Origin of the sequence: Pseudomonas delhiensis (assembly GCF_900187975.1) — a bacterium.
Classification (GTDB): Bacteria; Pseudomonadota; Gammaproteobacteria; order Pseudomonadales; family Pseudomonadaceae; genus Pseudomonas; species Pseudomonas delhiensis.
On the sequence record NZ_FZPC01000007.1, the window covers coordinates 78,024 to 94,857 of the forward strand.

The 16,834-nt window shown below is 65.5% G+C and carries 17 protein-coding genes; 11 read left to right on the forward strand and 6 right to left on the reverse strand.

Annotated features, from left to right (window positions below; translation table 11 throughout):
- Positions 1-230: 230 nt before the first annotated feature.
- Both cysQ and nudE read right to left on the reverse strand, forming a co-directional pair.
- On the reverse strand, positions 231-1,049 hold the full coding sequence (gene cysQ, locus CHC02_RS08175; RefSeq protein WP_089390988.1) for a 3'(2'),5'-bisphosphate nucleotidase CysQ: 819 nt from the start codon (positions 1,047-1,049) through the stop codon (positions 231-233).
- Positions 1,049-1,615: an ADP compounds hydrolase NudE gene (gene nudE / locus CHC02_RS08180; RefSeq protein WP_089390989.1), complete on the reverse strand. Its 567-nt coding sequence runs from the start codon at positions 1,613-1,615 to the stop codon at positions 1,049-1,051. Before nudE ends, cysQ begins: the two co-directional genes overlap by 1 nt.
- 114 nt (positions 1,616-1,729) lie before the next feature.
- Between nudE and yrfG the strand changes: the two genes are divergently transcribed.
- A complete protein-coding gene (yrfG, locus tag CHC02_RS08185) occupies positions 1,730-2,392 on the forward strand; it encodes a GMP/IMP nucleotidase (protein ID WP_089390990.1) in 663 nt (220 codons plus the stop codon).
- 82 nt (positions 2,393-2,474) lie between these two features.
- Here the strand turns inward: yrfG and lysM are convergent, their stop codons facing one another.
- Entirely contained in the window at positions 2,475-2,912 is a 438-nt protein-coding gene (gene lysM / locus CHC02_RS08190; protein ID WP_089390991.1) for a peptidoglycan-binding protein LysM, read from the reverse strand.
- 251 nt (positions 2,913-3,163) lie between these two features.
- Here lysM and fdhD point away from each other — a divergent pair, with 251 nt between their 5' ends.
- From fdhD to CHC02_RS08210, 4 genes are all read left to right on the forward strand, one after another.
- Positions 3,164-3,988 carry a formate dehydrogenase accessory sulfurtransferase FdhD gene (gene fdhD, locus CHC02_RS08195; protein ID WP_089390992.1) on the forward strand — a complete coding sequence of 275 codons (825 nt, stop codon included), beginning with the start codon at positions 3,164-3,166 and terminating at the stop codon, positions 3,986-3,988.
- A gap of 13 nt (positions 3,989-4,001) precedes the next feature.
- A complete protein-coding gene (locus CHC02_RS08200) occupies positions 4,002-6,323 on the forward strand; it encodes an FdhF/YdeP family oxidoreductase (protein ID WP_089390993.1) in 2,322 nt (773 codons plus the stop codon).
- A 332-nt stretch (positions 6,324-6,655) separates the two neighbouring features.
- Positions 6,656-7,147 carry a hypothetical protein gene (locus CHC02_RS08205; protein WP_089390994.1) on the forward strand — a complete coding sequence of 164 codons (492 nt, stop codon included), beginning with the start codon at positions 6,656-6,658 and terminating at the stop codon, positions 7,145-7,147.
- A 110-nt stretch (positions 7,148-7,257) separates the two neighbouring features.
- Positions 7,258-7,677 (forward strand): glycine zipper domain-containing protein, encoded by a 420-nt coding sequence (locus tag CHC02_RS08210; protein ID WP_089390995.1) that lies wholly within the window; start codon positions 7,258-7,260, stop codon positions 7,675-7,677.
- 259 nt (positions 7,678-7,936) lie between these two features.
- Here the strand turns inward: CHC02_RS08210 and CHC02_RS08215 are convergent, their stop codons facing one another.
- Positions 7,937-8,368 (reverse strand): acyl-CoA thioesterase, encoded by a 432-nt coding sequence (locus CHC02_RS08215; RefSeq protein ID WP_089390996.1) that lies wholly within the window; start codon positions 8,366-8,368, stop codon positions 7,937-7,939.
- Positions 8,369-8,375: 7 nt separating this feature from the next.
- The gene (locus tag CHC02_RS08220; protein WP_089390997.1) at positions 8,376-9,539 is read right to left on the reverse strand and encodes an iron-containing alcohol dehydrogenase; all 1,164 of its coding nucleotides are present in this window, start codon (positions 9,537-9,539) and stop codon (positions 8,376-8,378) included.
- Between the two features lie 302 nt (positions 9,540-9,841).
- Here CHC02_RS08220 and CHC02_RS29885 point away from each other — a divergent pair, with 302 nt between their 5' ends.
- The 3 genes from CHC02_RS29885 to CHC02_RS08230 are packed head-to-tail and all read left to right on the forward strand — an operon-like array spanning position 9,842 to position 12,326.
- Positions 9,842-11,128, forward strand: coding sequence for a CARDB domain-containing protein (locus CHC02_RS29885; RefSeq protein ID WP_139210203.1), 1,287 nt, complete (start codon positions 9,842-9,844; stop codon positions 11,126-11,128).
- Between the two features lie 2 nt (positions 11,129-11,130).
- Entirely contained in the window at positions 11,131-11,499 is a 369-nt protein-coding gene (locus CHC02_RS08225; protein WP_279615545.1) for a CARDB domain-containing protein, read from the forward strand.
- Positions 11,500-11,504: 5 nt separating this feature from the next.
- Positions 11,505-12,326: a class I SAM-dependent methyltransferase gene (locus CHC02_RS08230; protein WP_089390999.1), complete on the forward strand. Its 822-nt coding sequence runs from the start codon at positions 11,505-11,507 to the stop codon at positions 12,324-12,326.
- Positions 12,327-12,390: 64 nt separating this feature from the next.
- Here the strand turns inward: CHC02_RS08230 and CHC02_RS08235 are convergent, their stop codons facing one another.
- On the reverse strand, positions 12,391-13,185 hold the full coding sequence (locus CHC02_RS08235; protein WP_089391000.1) for a thymidylate synthase: 795 nt from the start codon (positions 13,183-13,185) through the stop codon (positions 12,391-12,393).
- 361 nt (positions 13,186-13,546) lie between these two features.
- Here CHC02_RS08235 and CHC02_RS08240 point away from each other — a divergent pair, with 361 nt between their 5' ends.
- The 3 genes from CHC02_RS08240 (at position 13,547) to CHC02_RS08250 (ending at position 16,785) form a co-directional block, all read left to right on the forward strand.
- Positions 13,547-15,916, forward strand: a complete 2,370-nt coding sequence (locus CHC02_RS08240; RefSeq protein ID WP_089391001.1) for a tetratricopeptide repeat protein — start codon at positions 13,547-13,549, stop codon at positions 15,914-15,916.
- A 100-nt stretch (positions 15,917-16,016) separates the two neighbouring features.
- Entirely contained in the window at positions 16,017-16,340 is a 324-nt protein-coding gene (locus tag CHC02_RS08245; RefSeq protein WP_089391002.1) for a DUF2388 domain-containing protein, read from the forward strand.
- A 118-nt stretch (positions 16,341-16,458) separates the two neighbouring features.
- Entirely contained in the window at positions 16,459-16,785 is a 327-nt protein-coding gene (locus CHC02_RS08250; RefSeq protein ID WP_089391003.1) for a DUF2388 domain-containing protein, read from the forward strand.
- Positions 16,786-16,834 lie beyond the last annotated feature (49 nt).

Consider the following 16,834-nt stretch of genomic DNA (forward strand, 5'->3'; position numbering starts at 1 on the left):
TCACGGCGATGATGATCGGTCTGTAGGCGCAAGCTTGCTCGCGAACCGCCTCGCTTGCCAGTAGGAGCGGGCCCTGCCCGCGAAATCGCGCGCAGGGCGCGCTCCTGCAGGGGAATGGCGCGGAGGCGTGGCGTAGGAGCGGATCTTATCCGCGAATCGCGCCGGTGTATCCGGCTATCGCGGACAAGGTCCGCTCCTACGGGAAGCGATTTCGCGCGCAAGGCGTGAAATCAATCCAGCGCCCGGGCCAGTTGGATCAGCTCGTCGCGCCAGGCGGCCGCCTTCGGCAGGGCCAGGAAGGAGCCGTTCAGGTAATCCTCGCGGGCCTCGTAGGTGAAGGCCTCGCCGCGCAGGTCCAGCACTTCGCCGCCGGCGCCTTCCAGCACGCCCTGGGCCGCCGCGGTGTCCCACTGCGAGGTGGGCGCCAGGCGCGGGTAGCAATCGGCGGCGCCCTCGGCGAGCAGGCAGAACTTCAGCGAGCTGCCGATGTTGGCCAGCGTCAGGTCGCCGAAGCGCTCGCCCAGGCCGGCCAGCAGGCGCTCCTGGGCCGGGCTGGAGTGGCGCTTGCTGGCCACCACGGTGAAGGCTTCGGCGGGCGCGTTGCGCACGCTGATCGGCTCGATGGCGCCGCCCGCGTCCTGGCGCCAGGCACCCAGGCCGGCGCCGCCGTGGTAGCAACGGCCGGTGGCCGGCACGCCCACCACGCCGAACAGCACCTTGCCGCGCTCGATGAGGGCGACGTTGACGGTGAATTCCTCGCTGCCGGCGATGAATTCCTTGGTGCCGTCCAGCGGATCGACCAGCCACCAGCGCGACCACTGGCGGCGCTCGGCCAGGGCGATGGCGCAGTCTTCCTCGGACAGCACCGGCACTTCCGGCGCCAGCGCCCGCAGGCCCTCTTCCAGCACACGGTGGGCGGCCAGGTCGGCGGCGGTCACCGGCGAGGCATCGGCCTTCTCGTCGACTTTCAGTTCGCTGCGCCAGAACGGCAGGATGACGTCGCCGGCGCGCTGCACCAGCGCCACGACGGATGGAATCAGGTCTTGCATCAGAGCTGCAGCTCCCCACGCTGGGTCAGGATGTCGCGCACCAGGTAGAGCGCGGCCAGGGCGCGGCCTTCGCTGAAGGCGGCGTTCTGCGCCAGGCTCGACAGCTCGCGCAGGTTGATGCGGTCCACTCGCAGCGGCTCCGGTTCGTCGCCCGGCAGGCTTTCGGGGTAGAGGTCGCGGGCCAGCACCACCTGGATGCGCTGGCTCATGTAGCCCGGCGACAGCGACAGCTCGGTGATGTGCTCCAGCCGCCCGGCGCCGTAGCCGGCCTCTTCCTTCAGCTCGCGGTTGGCCGCGGCCAGCACGTCCTCGCCCGGCTCCACCAGCCCCTTGGGTAGCGACAGCTGGTACTCGTCGACGCCGGCGCAGTATTCCTCCACCAACACCGCGTGCTCGGCGTCCAGCAGCGCCACCACCATCACCGCGCCGTAGCCCTGGCCCTTGCCCACCAGGCGCTCGTAGGTCCGCTCGACGCCGTTGGCGAAGCGCAACTGCAGCTCTTCGACTGCGAACAGGCGGCTCTTGGCGACGATCTCGCGGGCGAGCACCTCGGGTTTCTGACGCATGGGACGACTCCTGGGGCGGGTCCGGGTGGGCTATGATACCCGCCTTTTCCGATAATCCGTGCCGAACCTTGCGCCCCGGCGGCGACAGGGCGGCACTTCGCGACAGGGCAGAGCATGCCACGCCTGGACTGGGCCGGGATCGACAGCGTATTGCTGGACATGGACGGCACCCTTCTCGACCTGCACTTCGACAACCATTTCTGGCTGCAGCACCTGCCGCAGCGCTACGCCGAGCACCACGGCATCAGCCGCGAGCAGGCCGACGCCGAGCTGCTGCCGCTGTTCCGCGACAACGCCGGGCAGCTCAACTGGTATTGCCTGGACTTCTGGAGCCGCGAACTGAGGCTGTCGGTCCGCGACCTCAAGCGCGAGGTGGCGCACCTGATCGCCCTGCGCCCGGACGCCGACACCTTCCTCGCCGCATTGCGCGGCGCCGGCAAGCGCGTGGCGCTGATCACCAACGCGCACCGCGATTCGCTGTCGCTGAAGCTGGAACGGGTGGAGCTGGCGCCCTGGTTCGACCGCCTGATCAGCTCCCACGACTACGGCTTCCCCAAGGAAGACCAGCAGTTCTGGCAGGCCCTGCACACCGACTTCGGCTTCGAGCCGGCGCGCAGCCTGTTCATCGACGACAGCCTGCCGATCCTGCGCAGCGCCCGCACCTTCGGCATCGCCCACCTGCTGGCGGTACGCCAGCCGGACAGCCGCCAGGGCGCGAAGGACACCGCGGAATTCGCGGCGGTGGACGACTATCGCAGCCTGATCGAGGGGCTTTAAGAGCGGCTACAGGCCGCAGGCTGCAGGCAAAAGCCCAGCCCGCTCTCGCCTGCAGCCTGCCGCCTGAAGCCTGCCGCCGCGTTTATTCCGGAATCCGCAGCACCTGCCCCGGGTAGATCTTGTCCGGGTGGCTGAGCATCGGCTTGTTGGCCTCGAAGATCTTCATGTAGGCGTTGGCGTTGCCGTACTCGGCCTTGGCGATGGCGCTCAGGGTGTCGCCCTTCTTCACCGTCACGAAGCGCGCCGCCGGCGCCGCCTGGGCCACGCTGATGCTGTCCTCCACGCCGGCCACGCCCTCGACGTTGCCCAGCGCCAGGAGGATCTTTTCCTTTTCTTCCTGGCTGGCCGCCTCGCCGCTGACGATCACCTTGTCGCCCTCGACGCTGACCTGGATGTTCGGGTTGCCCAGGCCGACCTTGGCCACGTGCTCCTTCAGCGACTCGGCGGCCTGCGCCTTGTCGCCCAGCAGGCCGCCCAGCAGCTTCTCGCCGGCTTCCTTAACGAATGACAGAATGCCCATGTCCTTTCTCCTTGCGATTAGAGTTCCTGCGGCCGACTCCGGGCTGACCGCGCCGCCAGGAAGTCTAGACGCCAGCGCCGGGGGCAACGATAGGAGCCGTCCGAAAGCCGCCGGCCGCCGACGAAAAGCCCGCGACGAGCGCCACGGCGCCGTGATAGATGGCGTCGATCAAGGCATTGGCACTTCCGATTAGACGCTCCCGCGGCGGGGCCCTAGGCTGGCGCCACTATTCCAATACAGGGCCCCAGCCCATGCCTTGCCAGCCCCATTGCCCGGCGCCCGCGGATGCCACGGCCCGCGGCGCCTACGCCTACGCCGAACTGGGCGCCGAGCCCGCTTCCGACCGCGCCGAGCTGGCCGGGGAGGTGGCCCTGGCGATCGCCTACAACGGCCTGAGCCAGGCCGTGATGATGACCTCTCCCGAGGACATCGAGGACTTCATCCGCGGCTTCAGCCTGAGCGCCGGCCTGGTCGAGTCCATCGACGACATCTATGACATCCGCCTGAACCGCTTCGCCGAGGCCGTCAGCGCCGAGGTGCAGATATCGAGCCGGGCCTTCTGGGCGCTCAAGCAGCAACGCCGGCGCCAGGCCGGCACCAGCGGCTGCGGCCTGTGCGGCGTGGAGGCGCTCGAGCAGGCACTGCCCGAACTGCGCCCGCTGGAGCCGGCGCCGCTGCCGCCGGCGGCCCACCTGCTGGGCCTGCGCCAGCGCATCGACCAGGTGCAGAAGCTGGCGCGGCGCAGCGGCGCGCTGCACGCGGCGCTCCATGTCGACGGCGCCGGCCAGGTCGTCCTGTGCCGCGAGGACATCGGCCGGCACAACGCCCTCGACAAGCTGATCGGCGCGCTCAAGCGGCAGCGCCGCGACTGCCGCGACGGCTTCGCCGTGGTCACCAGCCGCTGCAGCCTGGAGCTTATCCACAAGGCCGTGCGCGCCGGCATCGCCACCCTGGTCAGCCTGTCCGCGCCCACCGCGCTCACCGTCGAGTGGGCGCGCCGGCACCGGCTGAACCTGATCCACCTCCCCCATCACAACGCGCCGCGGGTCTACAGCCCGGCGCCGGCCCCCCACTGACGCCCGACATCCGATGAGCCTGCAACCGATCAACCCCCGTTACCAACCCTACAAGAGCCCGGCCGCCGGCTGGGGCGCGCTGATCAGCGTCACGCGCTTCTGGCTGGACAGCAAGCAGCCATTGAAGAACCTGCGCGCGCTGCTCAAGACCAACCAGAACGGCGGCTTCGACTGCCCCGGCTGCGCCTGGGGCGACTCCCCCGAGGACGGCCGGGTGAAGTTCTGCGAGAACGGCGCCAAGGCGGTGAACTGGGAAGCCACCAAGCGCCGCGTGGACGCCGCCTTCTTCGCCCGCCACAGCGTCAGCGCGCTGCGCCAGCAGAGCGACTACTGGCTGGAGTACCAGGGCCGGCTGACCGAGCCGATGCGCTACGACCGCGCCAGCGACCGCTACGTGCCGGTGGCCTGGGACGAGGCCTTCGCCCTGGTGGCCAGGCACCTGCACGACCTGGAAAGCCCCGACCAGGCCGAGTTCTACACCTCCGGCCGGGCCAGCAACGAGGCGGCCTTCCTCTACCAGCTGTTCGTCCGCGCCTTCGGCACCAACAACTTCCCGGACTGCTCGAACATGTGCCACGAGGCCAGCGGCGTGGCCCTGGGGCGGAGCGTCGGGGTCGGCAAGGGCACCGTCACCTTCGACGACTTCGAGCATGCCGACGCCATCTTCGTGTTCGGCCAGAACCCCGGCACCAACCACCCGCGCATGCTCGAACCGCTGCGCGAGGCGGTGAAGCGCGGCGCCCAGGTGGTGGCCTTCAATCCGTTGAAGGAACGCGGCCTGGAACGCTTCCAGCACCCGCAGCACGCCCTGGAGATGCTGACCAACGGTTCCGAGCCGCTGAACACCGCGTTCTTCCGCCCCGCCCTGGGCGGCGACATGGCCGCCGTGCGCGGCATGGCCAAGTTCCTCCTGCAGTGGGAGCGCGAGGCCCAGGCCAAGGGCGAGCCGGCGGTGTTCGACCACGCCTTCATCGCCGAACACACCCACGGCGTCGAGGCCTACCTGGCCGAGCTGGATGCCACCGCCTGGGACGCCATCGAGCGCCAGTCGGGCCTGAGCCTGGCCGAGATCGAGGCGGCGGCGACCATGTACCGCCGCGCCGAGCGCGTCATCATGTGCTGGGCCATGGGCCTGACACAGCACCGCCATTCGGTGCCGACCCTCCAGGAAGTGGTCAACCTGCAGTTGCTGCGCGGCAACCTCGGCCGGCCCGGCGCCGGCCTGTGCCCGGTGCGCGGCCACAGCAACGTGCAGGGCGACCGCACCATGGGCATCAACGACCGGCCGCCGGCGGCGCTGCTCGATGCCCTGGAGAAGCGCTTCGCCTTCCAGGTGCCGCGGCACAATGGCCACAACACCGTGGAAGCCATCAACGCCATGCTCGAAGGCCAGGCCAGGGTCTTCATCGGCCTGGGCGGCAACTTCGCCCAGGCCACGCCGGACAGCCCGCGCACCCACAGCGCCCTGGAGCGCTGCGCGCTGACCGTGCACATAAGCACCAAGCTCAACCGCAGCCACCTGACCTGCGGCGAGGACGCGCTGATCCTGCCCTGCCTGGGCCGCACCGACATCGACCGCCAGGCCGGCGGCCCGCAGGCGGTGACCGTGGAAGACTCCTTCAGCATGCTCCACGCCTCCTACGGCCAGTTGGAGCCGCTGTCGGCGCAGATGCGCTCGGAACCGGCGATCATCGCCGGCATCGCCAAGGCCACCCTGGGCGACCACCCGGTGGACTGGGACGCGCTGATCGCCGACTACGACCGCATCCGCGAGCTGATCGCCGACACCATCCCCGGCTTCGCCGACTTCAACCAGCGGCTGAAGCACCCCGGCGGCTTCTACCTGGGCAACGCGGCCCGGGAGCGGCGCTGGAACACCGCCAGCGGCCTGGCCAACTTCAGTGCCGCGCCGCTACCCGAGGACCTGCTGCCGGAACAGGTGCGGCGCACCGGCGAGCGCCCCCACCTGATCCTCCAGACGCTGCGCTCCCACGACCAGTACAACACCACCATCTACGGCCTGGACGACCGCTACCGCGGCGTGCGCGGCCAGCGCGAGGTGGTCTTCGCCAACGAGGCGGACATCCGCCGGCTGGGCTTCGAGCCCGGGCAGAAGGTGGACATGGTTTCGCTGTGGGACGATGGCGTGGAACGGCGGGTCAGCGGCTTCACCCTGCTGGCCTTCGACATCCCCGCGGGCCAGGCGGCCGCCTACTACCCGGAGACCAACCCGCTGGTGCCGCTGCAGAGCCACGGCGAAGGCAGTTTCACCCCGACCTCGAAGTTCGTCGCGGTACGCCTGGAAAACGCCCGGGACGACGGCCGCATCCTTTGACGGTCTCGGGCGTACGACCCCGCACGGTTGTACGCCCGAGTCATTCGTCCGGAAAATTCGACGGGAAAGAGCCGAGGCTGGTCTACGGAACCGGCTTTCGCCTTTTTCCTCATCGCGTGAAATGCCATCATTGCAACAGCACTTTGTGCGAACAACACGCGAAATTCATACCCTCGGAATGTCATTCAGACAGCCCGAAATAGAAAAAGTTCTGTTCTTAAATCAAATACTTGCCTTTTTTGATGAAAGTCGCGTCACTCGTCGGCAGAGGCTTGTAAGCCTTGTCACGCAACAGCAGCATCGACGCCAACATCCACACAGAGAACCTCTCTATGAAGTACTCCTCGATGCTCCTGTTGTCTCTTGCGCTGGTCGGTGGTTCCGCCTTCGCGGACGGCGACACCCGTGCCGGCGTCGGTGGCGCCCTGGGCGGGGTATTGGGTACCGTCGTCGGCCAGGCGGTCGGCGGCAGCACCGGTGCCGCCATTGGCGCCGGTGTCGGCGGCGCGGCCGGTGGCGCGGTCGGCGCCCGCCGCGGCAACAAGACCGAAGCGGCCATCGGCGGCGGCCTCGGCGCGGCCGGCGGCCAGGTCATCGGCAACAAGATCGGCGGCAGCACCGGCGGCCTGATCGGCGCGGCCCTGGGCGGCGGCGGCGGTGGCGCGCTGGGCAACCACTATGCCGACAGCAACCGCCACGACGATGACGACGACTACCGCGGCTACCGCCGCGCCCGCTACGACGACCGCCACTGGCACGGGCACGACCGCGGCCGCCATCGTGGCTGGTACAAGCACCATCGCCACCACAAGCACTGGGATTGACCCAGGGCAGGCTCCCCGCGATAAACCCTGCAGCTCAGCCGGACAGACTTGTCCGGCTGTTTTGCGTTGGGAACAATGCTTCCGACTTTCCCTCTCTGAAAGGTTAGAACATGCGCAAGACTCTCTCGGTCCTGGCCATCGGCCTGGTCGCCAGCCAGTATGCCCTGGCCGGCGACAACACCAACGCGGCAGTCGGTAGCGGCCTGGGCGGTGCCCTGGGCAACGTCGTCGGCGGCGCCCTGGGCGGCAGCACCGGCGCGGCCATCGGCGCCGGCGTCGGCGGTGCGGCCGGCGGCGCCGTGGGCGCCAAGGACGGCAAGAAGACCGAGGCCGCCATCGGCGGCGGCCTGGGCGCGGCCGGCGGCTCGGTGCTGGGCAACAAGGTCGGCGGCTCCACCGGCGCGGCCATCGGCGCCGGCCTGGGCGGCGCGGCCGGCGGCGCGGTGGGCAGCTCGCTGGCCGATGACGACGACCACCACGACGGCGGCCACAAGCACAAACACAAGCGCAAGCATAAGCACCGCGACTGAGCCATCGTTCGCTCGGGCAAGACAGAAACGCCGTTTCCTCCATAGGGGGGAAACGGCGTTTTTCATGGTGCCTGGCGTCCCTGACCGTAGCGGATCTGTGCCGGCTGCGCCGCCCAGACCGGCGCCGATGGCCGCGCCGGGCTGCTCTTCGTAGGAGCGAGCTTGCTCGCGAACAGGTTCCGCAGCGGGGCTCATTCGCGAGCAAGCTCGCTCCTACGAGAGGCCGTGCCTGCCGCTGCGCGCTCGACGAGACCTGGCCTCAGCCGGCCAGCAGAGCCTGCATGGCCTCGCGCAGGCCGGCGGGAATCGGCACCGGGCGGTTGCTCGCGCGTTCGACGAAGACATGCACGAAGCGCCCGGCGGCGCAGGCCAGTTCCTCGCCCTCGCGGAACACCGCCAGCTCGTACTGCACCGAACTGCTGCCCAGCTTGCCGACGCGCAGGCCGACCTCGATGCGTTCGGGGAAGGCCACCGGGGCGAAGTAGTCGCAGCTGGAGCTGACCACGAAGCCGACCACCTCGCCGTCGTGGATGTCCAGCCCGCCCCGTTCGATCAGGTAGGTGTTCACCGCGGTGTCGAAGAAGCCGTAGTAGGTCACGTTGTTCACGTGGCCATAGACGTCGTTGTCGTGCCAGCGCGTGGTGATCGGCTGGAAGTGCCGGTAGTCGGCGCGGCTGGGGTGTTCGCTCATGTCGTCCTCAGTAGGCGGCGCGGTAGATCGCCAGGGCATCGGCCTCGCCGACCTCGCGCGGGTTGTTGACCAGCAGGCGCTGCTGCTGCATGGCGTCGCTGGCCAGCACGACCAGCGCGTGCTCCGGCACGCCGGCATCGCGCAGCCGCGAAGGCAGGCCGCAGCGCGGGCTGAGGGCCGCCAGTTCGTCGATGAACTGCTCGACCAGGCCGTCGCGGTCGCCGCGGCGCAGGCGCTCGCCGAGCAGCAACGGCGCCAGCTCCGCATACAGCGCGGCGGCGGCCGGCGCATTGAAGCGCATCACCTCCGGCAGCACCAGGGCATTGGACAGGCCGTGGGGAATGTGGAAGTGCCCGCCCAGCGGGTAGGCCAGGGCGTGCACCGCCGCCACCGGCGCGTTGGCGAAGGCCTGGCCGGCCAGGCAGGCGCCCAGCAGCATGGCCTGGCGCGCCTCGCGGTTGGCGCCGTGGTGCACCACCGTATCGAGGTTCCGCGCCAGCAGGCGCAGGGCCTCGCGGGCCAGCAGGTCGGACAGCGGGTTCTTCTTCAGCTTGCTGGTATAGGCCTCGATGGCGTGGACCATGGCGTCGATGCCGGTGGCGGCGGTCACCGCCGGCGGCAGGCCGAGGGTCAGGTCGGCGTCGAGCAGCGCCAGGTCCGGCAACAGGTGCGGGCTGACCACGCCGCTCTTGGTGGTGGCGCCAGTGGTGACGATGGCGATGGGGGTGACTTCCGAACCGGTGCCGGCGGTGGTCGGCACCTGGATCAGCGGCAGCCGCGGGCCGCGGGCATTGCCCACGCCGAACAGCTCCGGCAGGGCCTGGGTGGCCTGCGGGTGGGCCAGCAGCGCGACCAGCTTGGCCACGTCCATGGAACTGCCGCCACCGAAGCCGACGACCAGTTGCGCGCCCATCTCCAGCGCCTGCATGGCGGCCTGCAGGACCACGGCCTCCGGCGGGTCCGCCAGCACCTGGTCGAACACCCGCACCGCCACCCCGGCGGCGGCGAAGCCCGGCAGCACCCCGTCGAGCAGGCCCAGGCGGGTGATGCCGGGGTCGCTGACGATGAGCACGCGCGCGGCACCGCGCTCCCGGCAAAGCGCGCCGAGGCGGGCGGCGGAGCCGCTCTCGCAGAGGATCTGCGCGGTGGTGGCGAAGCTGAAAGGCTGCATGACGTTTCCCGATCTTGTCGTTGTATTGCGGAAAATCCATAGGCCGCCAGTGACGGCCAGCCTTCGCAGCATAGCAATGTAGCCCAGAGTCGCGAAACCATATACCGCCAGGCGAAACTCTTATTCATTGGGTGAATAGGAATGCAGATCGGAGTAGGACCCAAAGCAGCATTAGTCTCGAATTAGCCCCAAACTTAATTGCATAAGATATCTAGTTCAAACCTAAAGAATAATTACACACGACAACGAGAAACATCCTACATGGAAAGACTATAAAATCCGAGTTTTCAAGGAGTAAAAAAATGCCCGGGAATATCGCTAAAAAAATAATAAACTCGGTATTCGTGACCACTGCAGCATTTCTTCCCACACAGGCACAATCTGCAGAGCCAAAAGAAATAAATATGCTCTATGCAAGCATACCTAAAGCCATCACTCAGAAATATCGTGAAGATTTAAGCTCTCTCCGCTACGCAGGTATAAACACCATTGCAGTGAAAGGATACTCCATAAACGAGATACAAACCAAAATAGTCAATTTTCGCTCAGACCCTACCTTATCCAGATTCGAACTAATAATAGACATATCTGGGATACTCCACGACACGTGGAGTCTAAGGTCACCCAGCGTATGTGCGAAAGGGAGTGAGTATTTACCAGACGAAACAAAGGACATACTTAAATCAATAACATCCTTGGGCTTATCCAACGACACTATCTCCGGCTACTACACATTCGACGAACCGGCAATTACTATCTCCCAGACAGGAAAGAAAGGAATCTGCAAAGAATTCCAAGAGCTAATCTACAAGCAAATCAGAAGCCTAGATACAAACAAAGAAAAAAGACCAGTACTAGTTTCCAACACTTTCTGGAGTTTGAGTGACGACAAGATCAAAGAAACAATGAGCACCAACATTCAAGATGCAACATTCCTAGAGATATATGATGGAGATATTCGAGCACTCATAGACACATTTGAAAAACTAAAAAGAAATAATTTACACAAAAACAAATATATATACACCTTTCCTGCCTACAATACAGAAGCATGCGCATCCCCTTATTTTAACGAGCAATTTCAACCCGCCTTGTATCAGGCGATAAAAAGCACCTTTGGAAACACATCCATACCCAGCCTAGGGGTTTCATACTTTGCCTATTGGCCAGAAAACAAACCAGACTTCAAATACTCGATAGACAACTGCAGGGAAATAGCAGAATCAACAATAGAACACCTAAAAAATCTACCCGACCTCATTATAACAAAGCTATCAAATACCCCTAAAGACTTCCTCCCAGGCGAGCCTGTGGAATTTTCCGCAGAGATAAAAAACATAGGAGGCAGAGAGCTACCAAACCAATGGATTGGAGTCTTGCTTTTAATTGATGGCAAATGCCCAGCCTCAGGCTGCATGTGGGGAGGAACAACGAGCTCTTTAGCGATTGGAGAAACAAAGAAAATTTCAATTAACGGCAATGGCTCTTGGCGAGCAGAAGCAGGCACACACAAGATCACAGCATTGGTCGATGACCAAAAATATGCAGTTGAAGCAAAAAAATCAATAACACTATTTCAAGAAAAATAAACATTCAAAACAAGCCAGACCTCACTCCTACCAGCCTACATTGGAGCCCATCATCGCCAGTTGTGGGAAGCCCCCTAGCTCTCTCCGTGGAAGTTGAAAACATAGGAAATATTACCACACCAAATGATTGGATAGGCGTTCTATACACCATCAACGGCATATGTCCCGAAGCAATGCACTGCCAATGGGGCGGTGTAAAAACAAGCTTAGAACCTGGTGAAAAAATAATAATCGGCACCAATGAGAGCTTATGGAACTCCACGCTAGGAACGCATCAAATAGGAGCATTGATCGATGACCAAAATCTAATAAAAGAATCAAACGAAGACAACAACATCATAACAAGGCCCATAACAGTCAAACCAAAATAGGCATTATGAAAAGCAAAATCATAATCAACGACTACTCTACATATTCCCCCAAAAGAAGAGACAGCCTGGAAAACTCTCCAGTAAGATACTTACTAGACAAGCACTACCTTGAAAACAAAACAAAAATAGAAAACAAACTAAATAGATTTATATCACTCAAGGAGCAGCTTTGTGAAATAAGCAGGGATTTCAACAAGGACAGGCCGCAGGCGCCCAACTGGATAAATGGCTGGTTGCCTGGCGCCGACGCCCTTTCGCTCTACGGCTATGCGGCCCTCGGGAACCCCCGCCACTACGTCGAGGTCGGTTCGGGCAACTCGACGAAGTTCGTCCGCCAGGCCATCAAGGACCATGACCTGCAAACCAGGATCATTTCGATAGACCCATGTCCCCGTGCCGAGATAGATGCCATTTGCGATGAAGTCGTCAGGGCTCCGCTGGAGGAGCTGGATACAGGCTTCTTTTCGATGCTTCAGGAGGGGGATGTCTTCTTTATCGACAACAGCCATCGGTCATTCCAGAATTCCGATGTGACGGTCTTCTTCACAGAGATACTTCCCACCCTGCGTGCCGGCATAACCATTGGCATACACGACATCTACCTCCCATTCGACTACCCCAACGAATGGGCGGACCGCTTCTACAACGAACAGTATCTACTGTGCTGTTACTTGCTGGGCGGGATGAACAGGCTGGAGATCGAACTACCTCTGGTTTACCTCTACTACTGCACCGAGAGCATGCAGTTACTGAACGACCTCTGGGCCGACGAGAGAATGAAAGGCGTAGAGAAGCATGGGGCAGCGTTCTGGCTCAGAACGACCTAGCCCCGCAAGGGGCTCCGGCAGCAAGTCCACAGGCTACGGACCAGGTAGCCTGCGGAGCGTCCTTCTAGACCGCCACGGGCGCCTTGATGTGCGGATGGGCTTCGTAGCCGACCAGTTCGAAGTCCTCGAAGCGGAAGTCGAACAGGTCCTTCACCGCCGGGTTGAGCTTCATGGTCGGCAGCGCCAGCGGCTCGCGGGTCAGCTGCAGGTCGGCCTGCTCCAGGTGGTTGGCGTACAGGTGGCAGTCGCCGCCGGTCCAGATGAAGTCGCCCGGCCGCAGGCCGGCGACCTGCGCCACCATCAGCGTCAGCAGCGCGTAGCTGGCGATGTTGAAGGGCACGCCTAGGAAGATGTCCGCCGAGCGCTGGTACAGCTGGCAGCTGAGCTTGCCGTCGGCGACGTAGAACTGGAACAGCGCGTGGCACGGCGGCAGGGCCATCTCGTCGATCAGCGCGGGGTTCCAGGCCGAGACGATCAGCCGGCGCGAGTCCGGGTTGTTCTTCAGCATCGTCATCAGGTTGGCGATCTGGTCGATGTGGCGGCCATCCGGCGCCGGCCAGGAGCGCCACTGGTAGCCGTAGACCGGGCCCAGCTCGCCGTTCTCGTCGGCCCATTCGTCCCAGATGGAGACGCCGTTTTCCTTCAGGTAGGCGATGTTGGTCGAACCCTTGAGGAACCACAGCAGCTCGTGGACGATCGATTTCAGGTGGCACTTCTTGGTGGTCACCAGGGGGAAGCCTTCGCCCAGGTCGAAGCGCATCTGGTGGCCGAACACGCTGTAGGTGCCGGTGCCGGTACGGTCGCTCTTGAAGGTGCCGTGCTCGCGCACGTGGCGCATCAGGTCGAGGTACTGTTTCATGGAAAACCCGTGTCGTAGAGAGGTCCGCGAGGCACGCCGAAGGTTCGGCGCGGGCGCATTCGCCCTGCAGAATCGCGAGATGCCGCAATACTAAGGGGCAGGCCTGCGTACCGCCAGCCTTGCCGACGATGTGCGGCGTCGTGGCCGTGGAACACAGCCTCCAGTACCTGCTGCCCGGCTACCTGCGCAGTGCCAGGGCGGCCAGCGACGGCGAGCGCAAGCCACGCCATCCTCCAGCCCTGAACCTGGCCTCACACCCAAGGGTGAAGCCGCCCCCCTGACCGGGGGTTTGACATCCCCCCGCCTGTCACTGAAGCTGCTGCCACCGTGATACATGCCTGCCCGAACAACGGACGTCCGCATGCAGAAGCCTGCCAAGAAGAAAGACCGGAAAGGGGCCGCACCGGCCCACACCCCCGCCACCCCGCGCCTGGCGCGGAACCTGGCCACCGCGCTGGTCGCCGTGCTGTTGCTGGCCAGCGCCGCCGCCTGGTGGTACGTGGAACACAGCGCCCCGTCGCTGCCCATCGCGGCCCCGCCCGCCCCTCCGGCGAAGCCCGTGGTGGCCGAGGCGCCCAAGGCCGGCTTCGTCGACGAGCAGCAATGCCAGGGCTGCCACCAGGGCCAGTTCCAGGACTGGCAGGGCTCGCACCACCACAAGGCGATGCAGGTGGCCAGCGAGGCCAACGTGCTGGGCGACTTCGCCGACGTGAAGTTCAAGGGCGAGGCCGAAAGCACCCGCTTCTTCCGCAAGGGCGGGGAATTCTGGGTCAACACGCCCGGCGCCGACGGCAAGCCGGCGGACTTCAAGGTGGCCTACACCTTCGGCGTGGCCCCGCTGCAGCAGTACCTGCTGGAATACCCCGGCGGCCGCCTGCAGGCCCTGGGCGTGGCCTGGGATACCCAGAAGCACCGCTGGTTCGAGCTCAACCCCGGGCAGCGCGTCGACTTCAAGGACGAGCTGCACTGGACGCGCCCGACGCAGAACGCCAACTTCATGTGCATCGAGTGCCACACCACCGACTTCAAGCGCAACTTCGACGCCGGCAAGAACGCCTTCGCCAGCCACTGGCAGAGCCTGGGCGTCGGCTGCCAGGCCTGCCACGGCCCGGCCTCGCGCCACCTGGAGTGGGCGAAGAAGCCCGACGGCGACGCCAGCCGCGGCTTCGACAAGCCGCTGGGCGCCAGCACCGCCGCCAGCGAGCTGGTGGAGAACTGCGCGCGCTGCCACGCCCGCCGCGCGCCGCTGGGCGACGGCTTCCAGCACAGCCACCGGTTCATGGACGACTACCTGCCCAGCCTGCTGACCCGCGAGCTGTACCAGATCGACGGCAAGATCAAGGACGAGGTCTTCGAGTGGGGTTCCTTCACCCAGAGCAAGATGTTCGAGAAGGGCGTGAAGTGCACCGACTGCCACAACCCCCACAGCGGCCAGGTGAAGATCGCCGGCAACGGCCTCTGCCTGCAGTGCCACAACAAGGCCGGCAAGCCGGTGCGCCCGGGCATCGACGGCAAGGGCCTGCTGGCGAAGGACTACGACTCGCCCGAGCACCATCACCATGAACCCGGCACCCCGGGCGCGCAGTGCACCGCCTGCCACATGCCGGGCAAGTACTACATGGTCAACCACTACCGGCATGACCACAGCTTCAGCATCCCCGACCCGCAGCACGCGCAGAAGATAGGCGCGCCGGATGCCTGCATGGGCTGCCACCGCGACAGCGCCTCGAAGGTCGCCGAGCAGTTCCGCCTGTGGTACGCCAGCGAGGCGAAGCAGCGCGGCAGCGTGCCGCGCTACGACGACACCCTGTGGAAGGCCCGCAACGGCCAGCCCGGCGCCTCGCGGGCGCTGCACCTGCTGCTGGCCAGCAACGAGCTGCCGGCGATCCGCCGCGCCACCCTGCTCGCCGAACTGCCCGCCTACCCCAGCTCGCGTTCCCTGGAGCTGGCCAGCCAGGGCCTGCGGGACGCCGACCCACAGGTGCGCAACACCGCCATAGGCGCGGTCGCCGCCCTGGCCGGCCCGCCGCGCCAGGCGCTGCTGCTGGCGCCGCTGCTGGACGACCCGCTGCGCGCCGTGCGTCTCTCCGCCACCTGGCAGCTGGCGCAGTTGCCGCCGGAAGTGCGCGCCGGGCTGCAGGCGCCGCTGGCCAAGGGCCTGAAGGAGTACGAGGAAGTCCAGTTGAGCCTGGCCGAGCGCGCCGAGTCCAACCTCAACCGCGCCATGCTCTACCAGGTCACCGGCCGCGACGCCGAGGTGGAGCCGGCGCTGCGCGCGGCCCTGGTGCGCGACCCCGACTTCCTGCCGGCACTGGTCAGCCTCTACCAGTGGCTGGAAGCCCGCCAGCGCCCCGACGAAGCCCGCCAGTTGCTGGACGGCGCGCTCAAGCGCCACCCGCAGTCGGGCCTGCTGCACCACGCCCTGGGCCTGGCGCTGATCCGCCAGGGCCAGCGCGACGCAGCGCTCAAGGAACTGCAGGAGGCGGTGCGCCTGGCCCCGGACAGCGCGCAGTTCCGCTACATCCTGGCCATCGGCCTGCACGACAGCGGCCAGGCCGACGCTGCCTGCCGCCAGTTGGAGCAACTGCTGCAGCGCCACCCGGCCAACCGCGACGCACGCCTGGCGCTGATCGCCTACCTGCGCGAGATCGGCCAGTTGGAGAAGGTGCAGATGCAACTGGCCGAGCTGGAACAGCAGAACCCCGACGACCCGGCGCTCAAGGGCGAATGACGGCGCCATTCGGAAGCGCCCTATTCCACCGGGCGCTCCGGAACTCGCCGGCGGGCAGGCACTCTGAGGGGACGCGAACGCAGTCACCCAAGGAGCACCCATGCGTATCCCCGGAGCGGCCCTGGCCGTCGCCCTGTCCACCCTCCCCTTCGCCGGCGCCCAGGCCGAAGACGCCGGCTTCTGGCGCGGCGTGCTGTCCACCGGCGCCACCACCGCCTCCAGCTACCTGACCAGCCGCGACGACCACAAACTGGTCGGCCCGCTGGCCGAGGACGCCGGCAGCTTCGTCGCCAGCGCCGGCGCCATCCGCGGCCCCTGGCTGGAAGCCGAACTGCAGCGCCTGCGCAGCGACTACCCGCAGTTGCAGCAGCACAGCGACCTGGAGCTGGCCAGCGCCATCCTCGGCGGTCGAGAGGCGCCCTGAATCAGATGCTCCGGGCCCATCGGCGCGGGCCCGGAACTTACCGCCGAGCAGTTTCCCTGAACTCCCCGGCGCAGTTGCGGCTCACAGAAGCATGCGGACCTACGGAGGAGAAACTCCCATGCGCATGCTCAAACTGACCGGCATCCTCGCCCTCTTCAGCCTGCTGCCCCTGGCCCCGGCCATGGCCGACGGTTTCTGGCGCGACATCATCTCCTCCGGGGCCACCACCGCCTCGACCTACCTGACCTTCAAGCACGACCACAAGCTGATCCTCGCCGCCCGCGACGACGCCGGCAGCTACGTGGCCAGCGACGGCGCCATCCGCGGCCCCTACCTGGAAGCCGCGCTGCAGCGCCTGCGCAACGACCATCCGGAGCTGCAGCAACGCAGCGACATGGAGCTGGCCAATGCCATCCTGATGAGCCAGGAAGGTGTGGTGCAGTAATGCCGTGTGCCGTGGCGATGGGTATCGCTGCGCTCAACGCCATCCTACG

Coding starts and splice junctions, on each gene's coding strand:
- cysQ (WP_089390988.1), bottom strand. CDS start 1,049: ATGCAAGACCTGATTCCATCCGTCGTGGCGCTGGTGCAGCGCGCCGGC.
- nudE (WP_089390989.1), bottom strand. CDS start 1,615: ATGCGTCAGAAACCCGAGGTGCTCGCCCGCGAGATCGTCGCCAAGAGC.
- yrfG (WP_089390990.1), top strand. CDS start 1,730: ATGCCACGCCTGGACTGGGCCGGGATCGACAGCGTATTGCTGGACATG.
- lysM (WP_089390991.1), bottom strand. CDS start 2,912: ATGGGCATTCTGTCATTCGTTAAGGAAGCCGGCGAGAAGCTGCTGGGC.
- fdhD (WP_089390992.1), top strand. CDS start 3,164: ATGCCTTGCCAGCCCCATTGCCCGGCGCCCGCGGATGCCACGGCCCGC.
- CHC02_RS08200 (WP_089390993.1), top strand. CDS start 4,002: ATGAGCCTGCAACCGATCAACCCCCGTTACCAACCCTACAAGAGCCCG.
- CHC02_RS08205 (WP_089390994.1), top strand. CDS start 6,656: ATGAAGTACTCCTCGATGCTCCTGTTGTCTCTTGCGCTGGTCGGTGGT.
- CHC02_RS08210 (WP_089390995.1), top strand. CDS start 7,258: ATGCGCAAGACTCTCTCGGTCCTGGCCATCGGCCTGGTCGCCAGCCAG.
- CHC02_RS08215 (WP_089390996.1), bottom strand. CDS start 8,368: ATGAGCGAACACCCCAGCCGCGCCGACTACCGGCACTTCCAGCCGATC.
- CHC02_RS08220 (WP_089390997.1), bottom strand. CDS start 9,539: ATGCAGCCTTTCAGCTTCGCCACCACCGCGCAGATCCTCTGCGAGAGC.
- CHC02_RS29885 (WP_139210203.1), top strand. CDS start 9,842: ATGCCCGGGAATATCGCTAAAAAAATAATAAACTCGGTATTCGTGACC.
- CHC02_RS08230 (WP_089390999.1), top strand. CDS start 11,505: ATGAAAAGCAAAATCATAATCAACGACTACTCTACATATTCCCCCAAA.
- CHC02_RS08235 (WP_089391000.1), bottom strand. CDS start 13,185: ATGAAACAGTACCTCGACCTGATGCGCCACGTGCGCGAGCACGGCACC.
- CHC02_RS08240 (WP_089391001.1), top strand. CDS start 13,547: ATGCAGAAGCCTGCCAAGAAGAAAGACCGGAAAGGGGCCGCACCGGCC.
- CHC02_RS08245 (WP_089391002.1), top strand. CDS start 16,017: ATGCGTATCCCCGGAGCGGCCCTGGCCGTCGCCCTGTCCACCCTCCCC.
- CHC02_RS08250 (WP_089391003.1), top strand. CDS start 16,459: ATGCGCATGCTCAAACTGACCGGCATCCTCGCCCTCTTCAGCCTGCTG.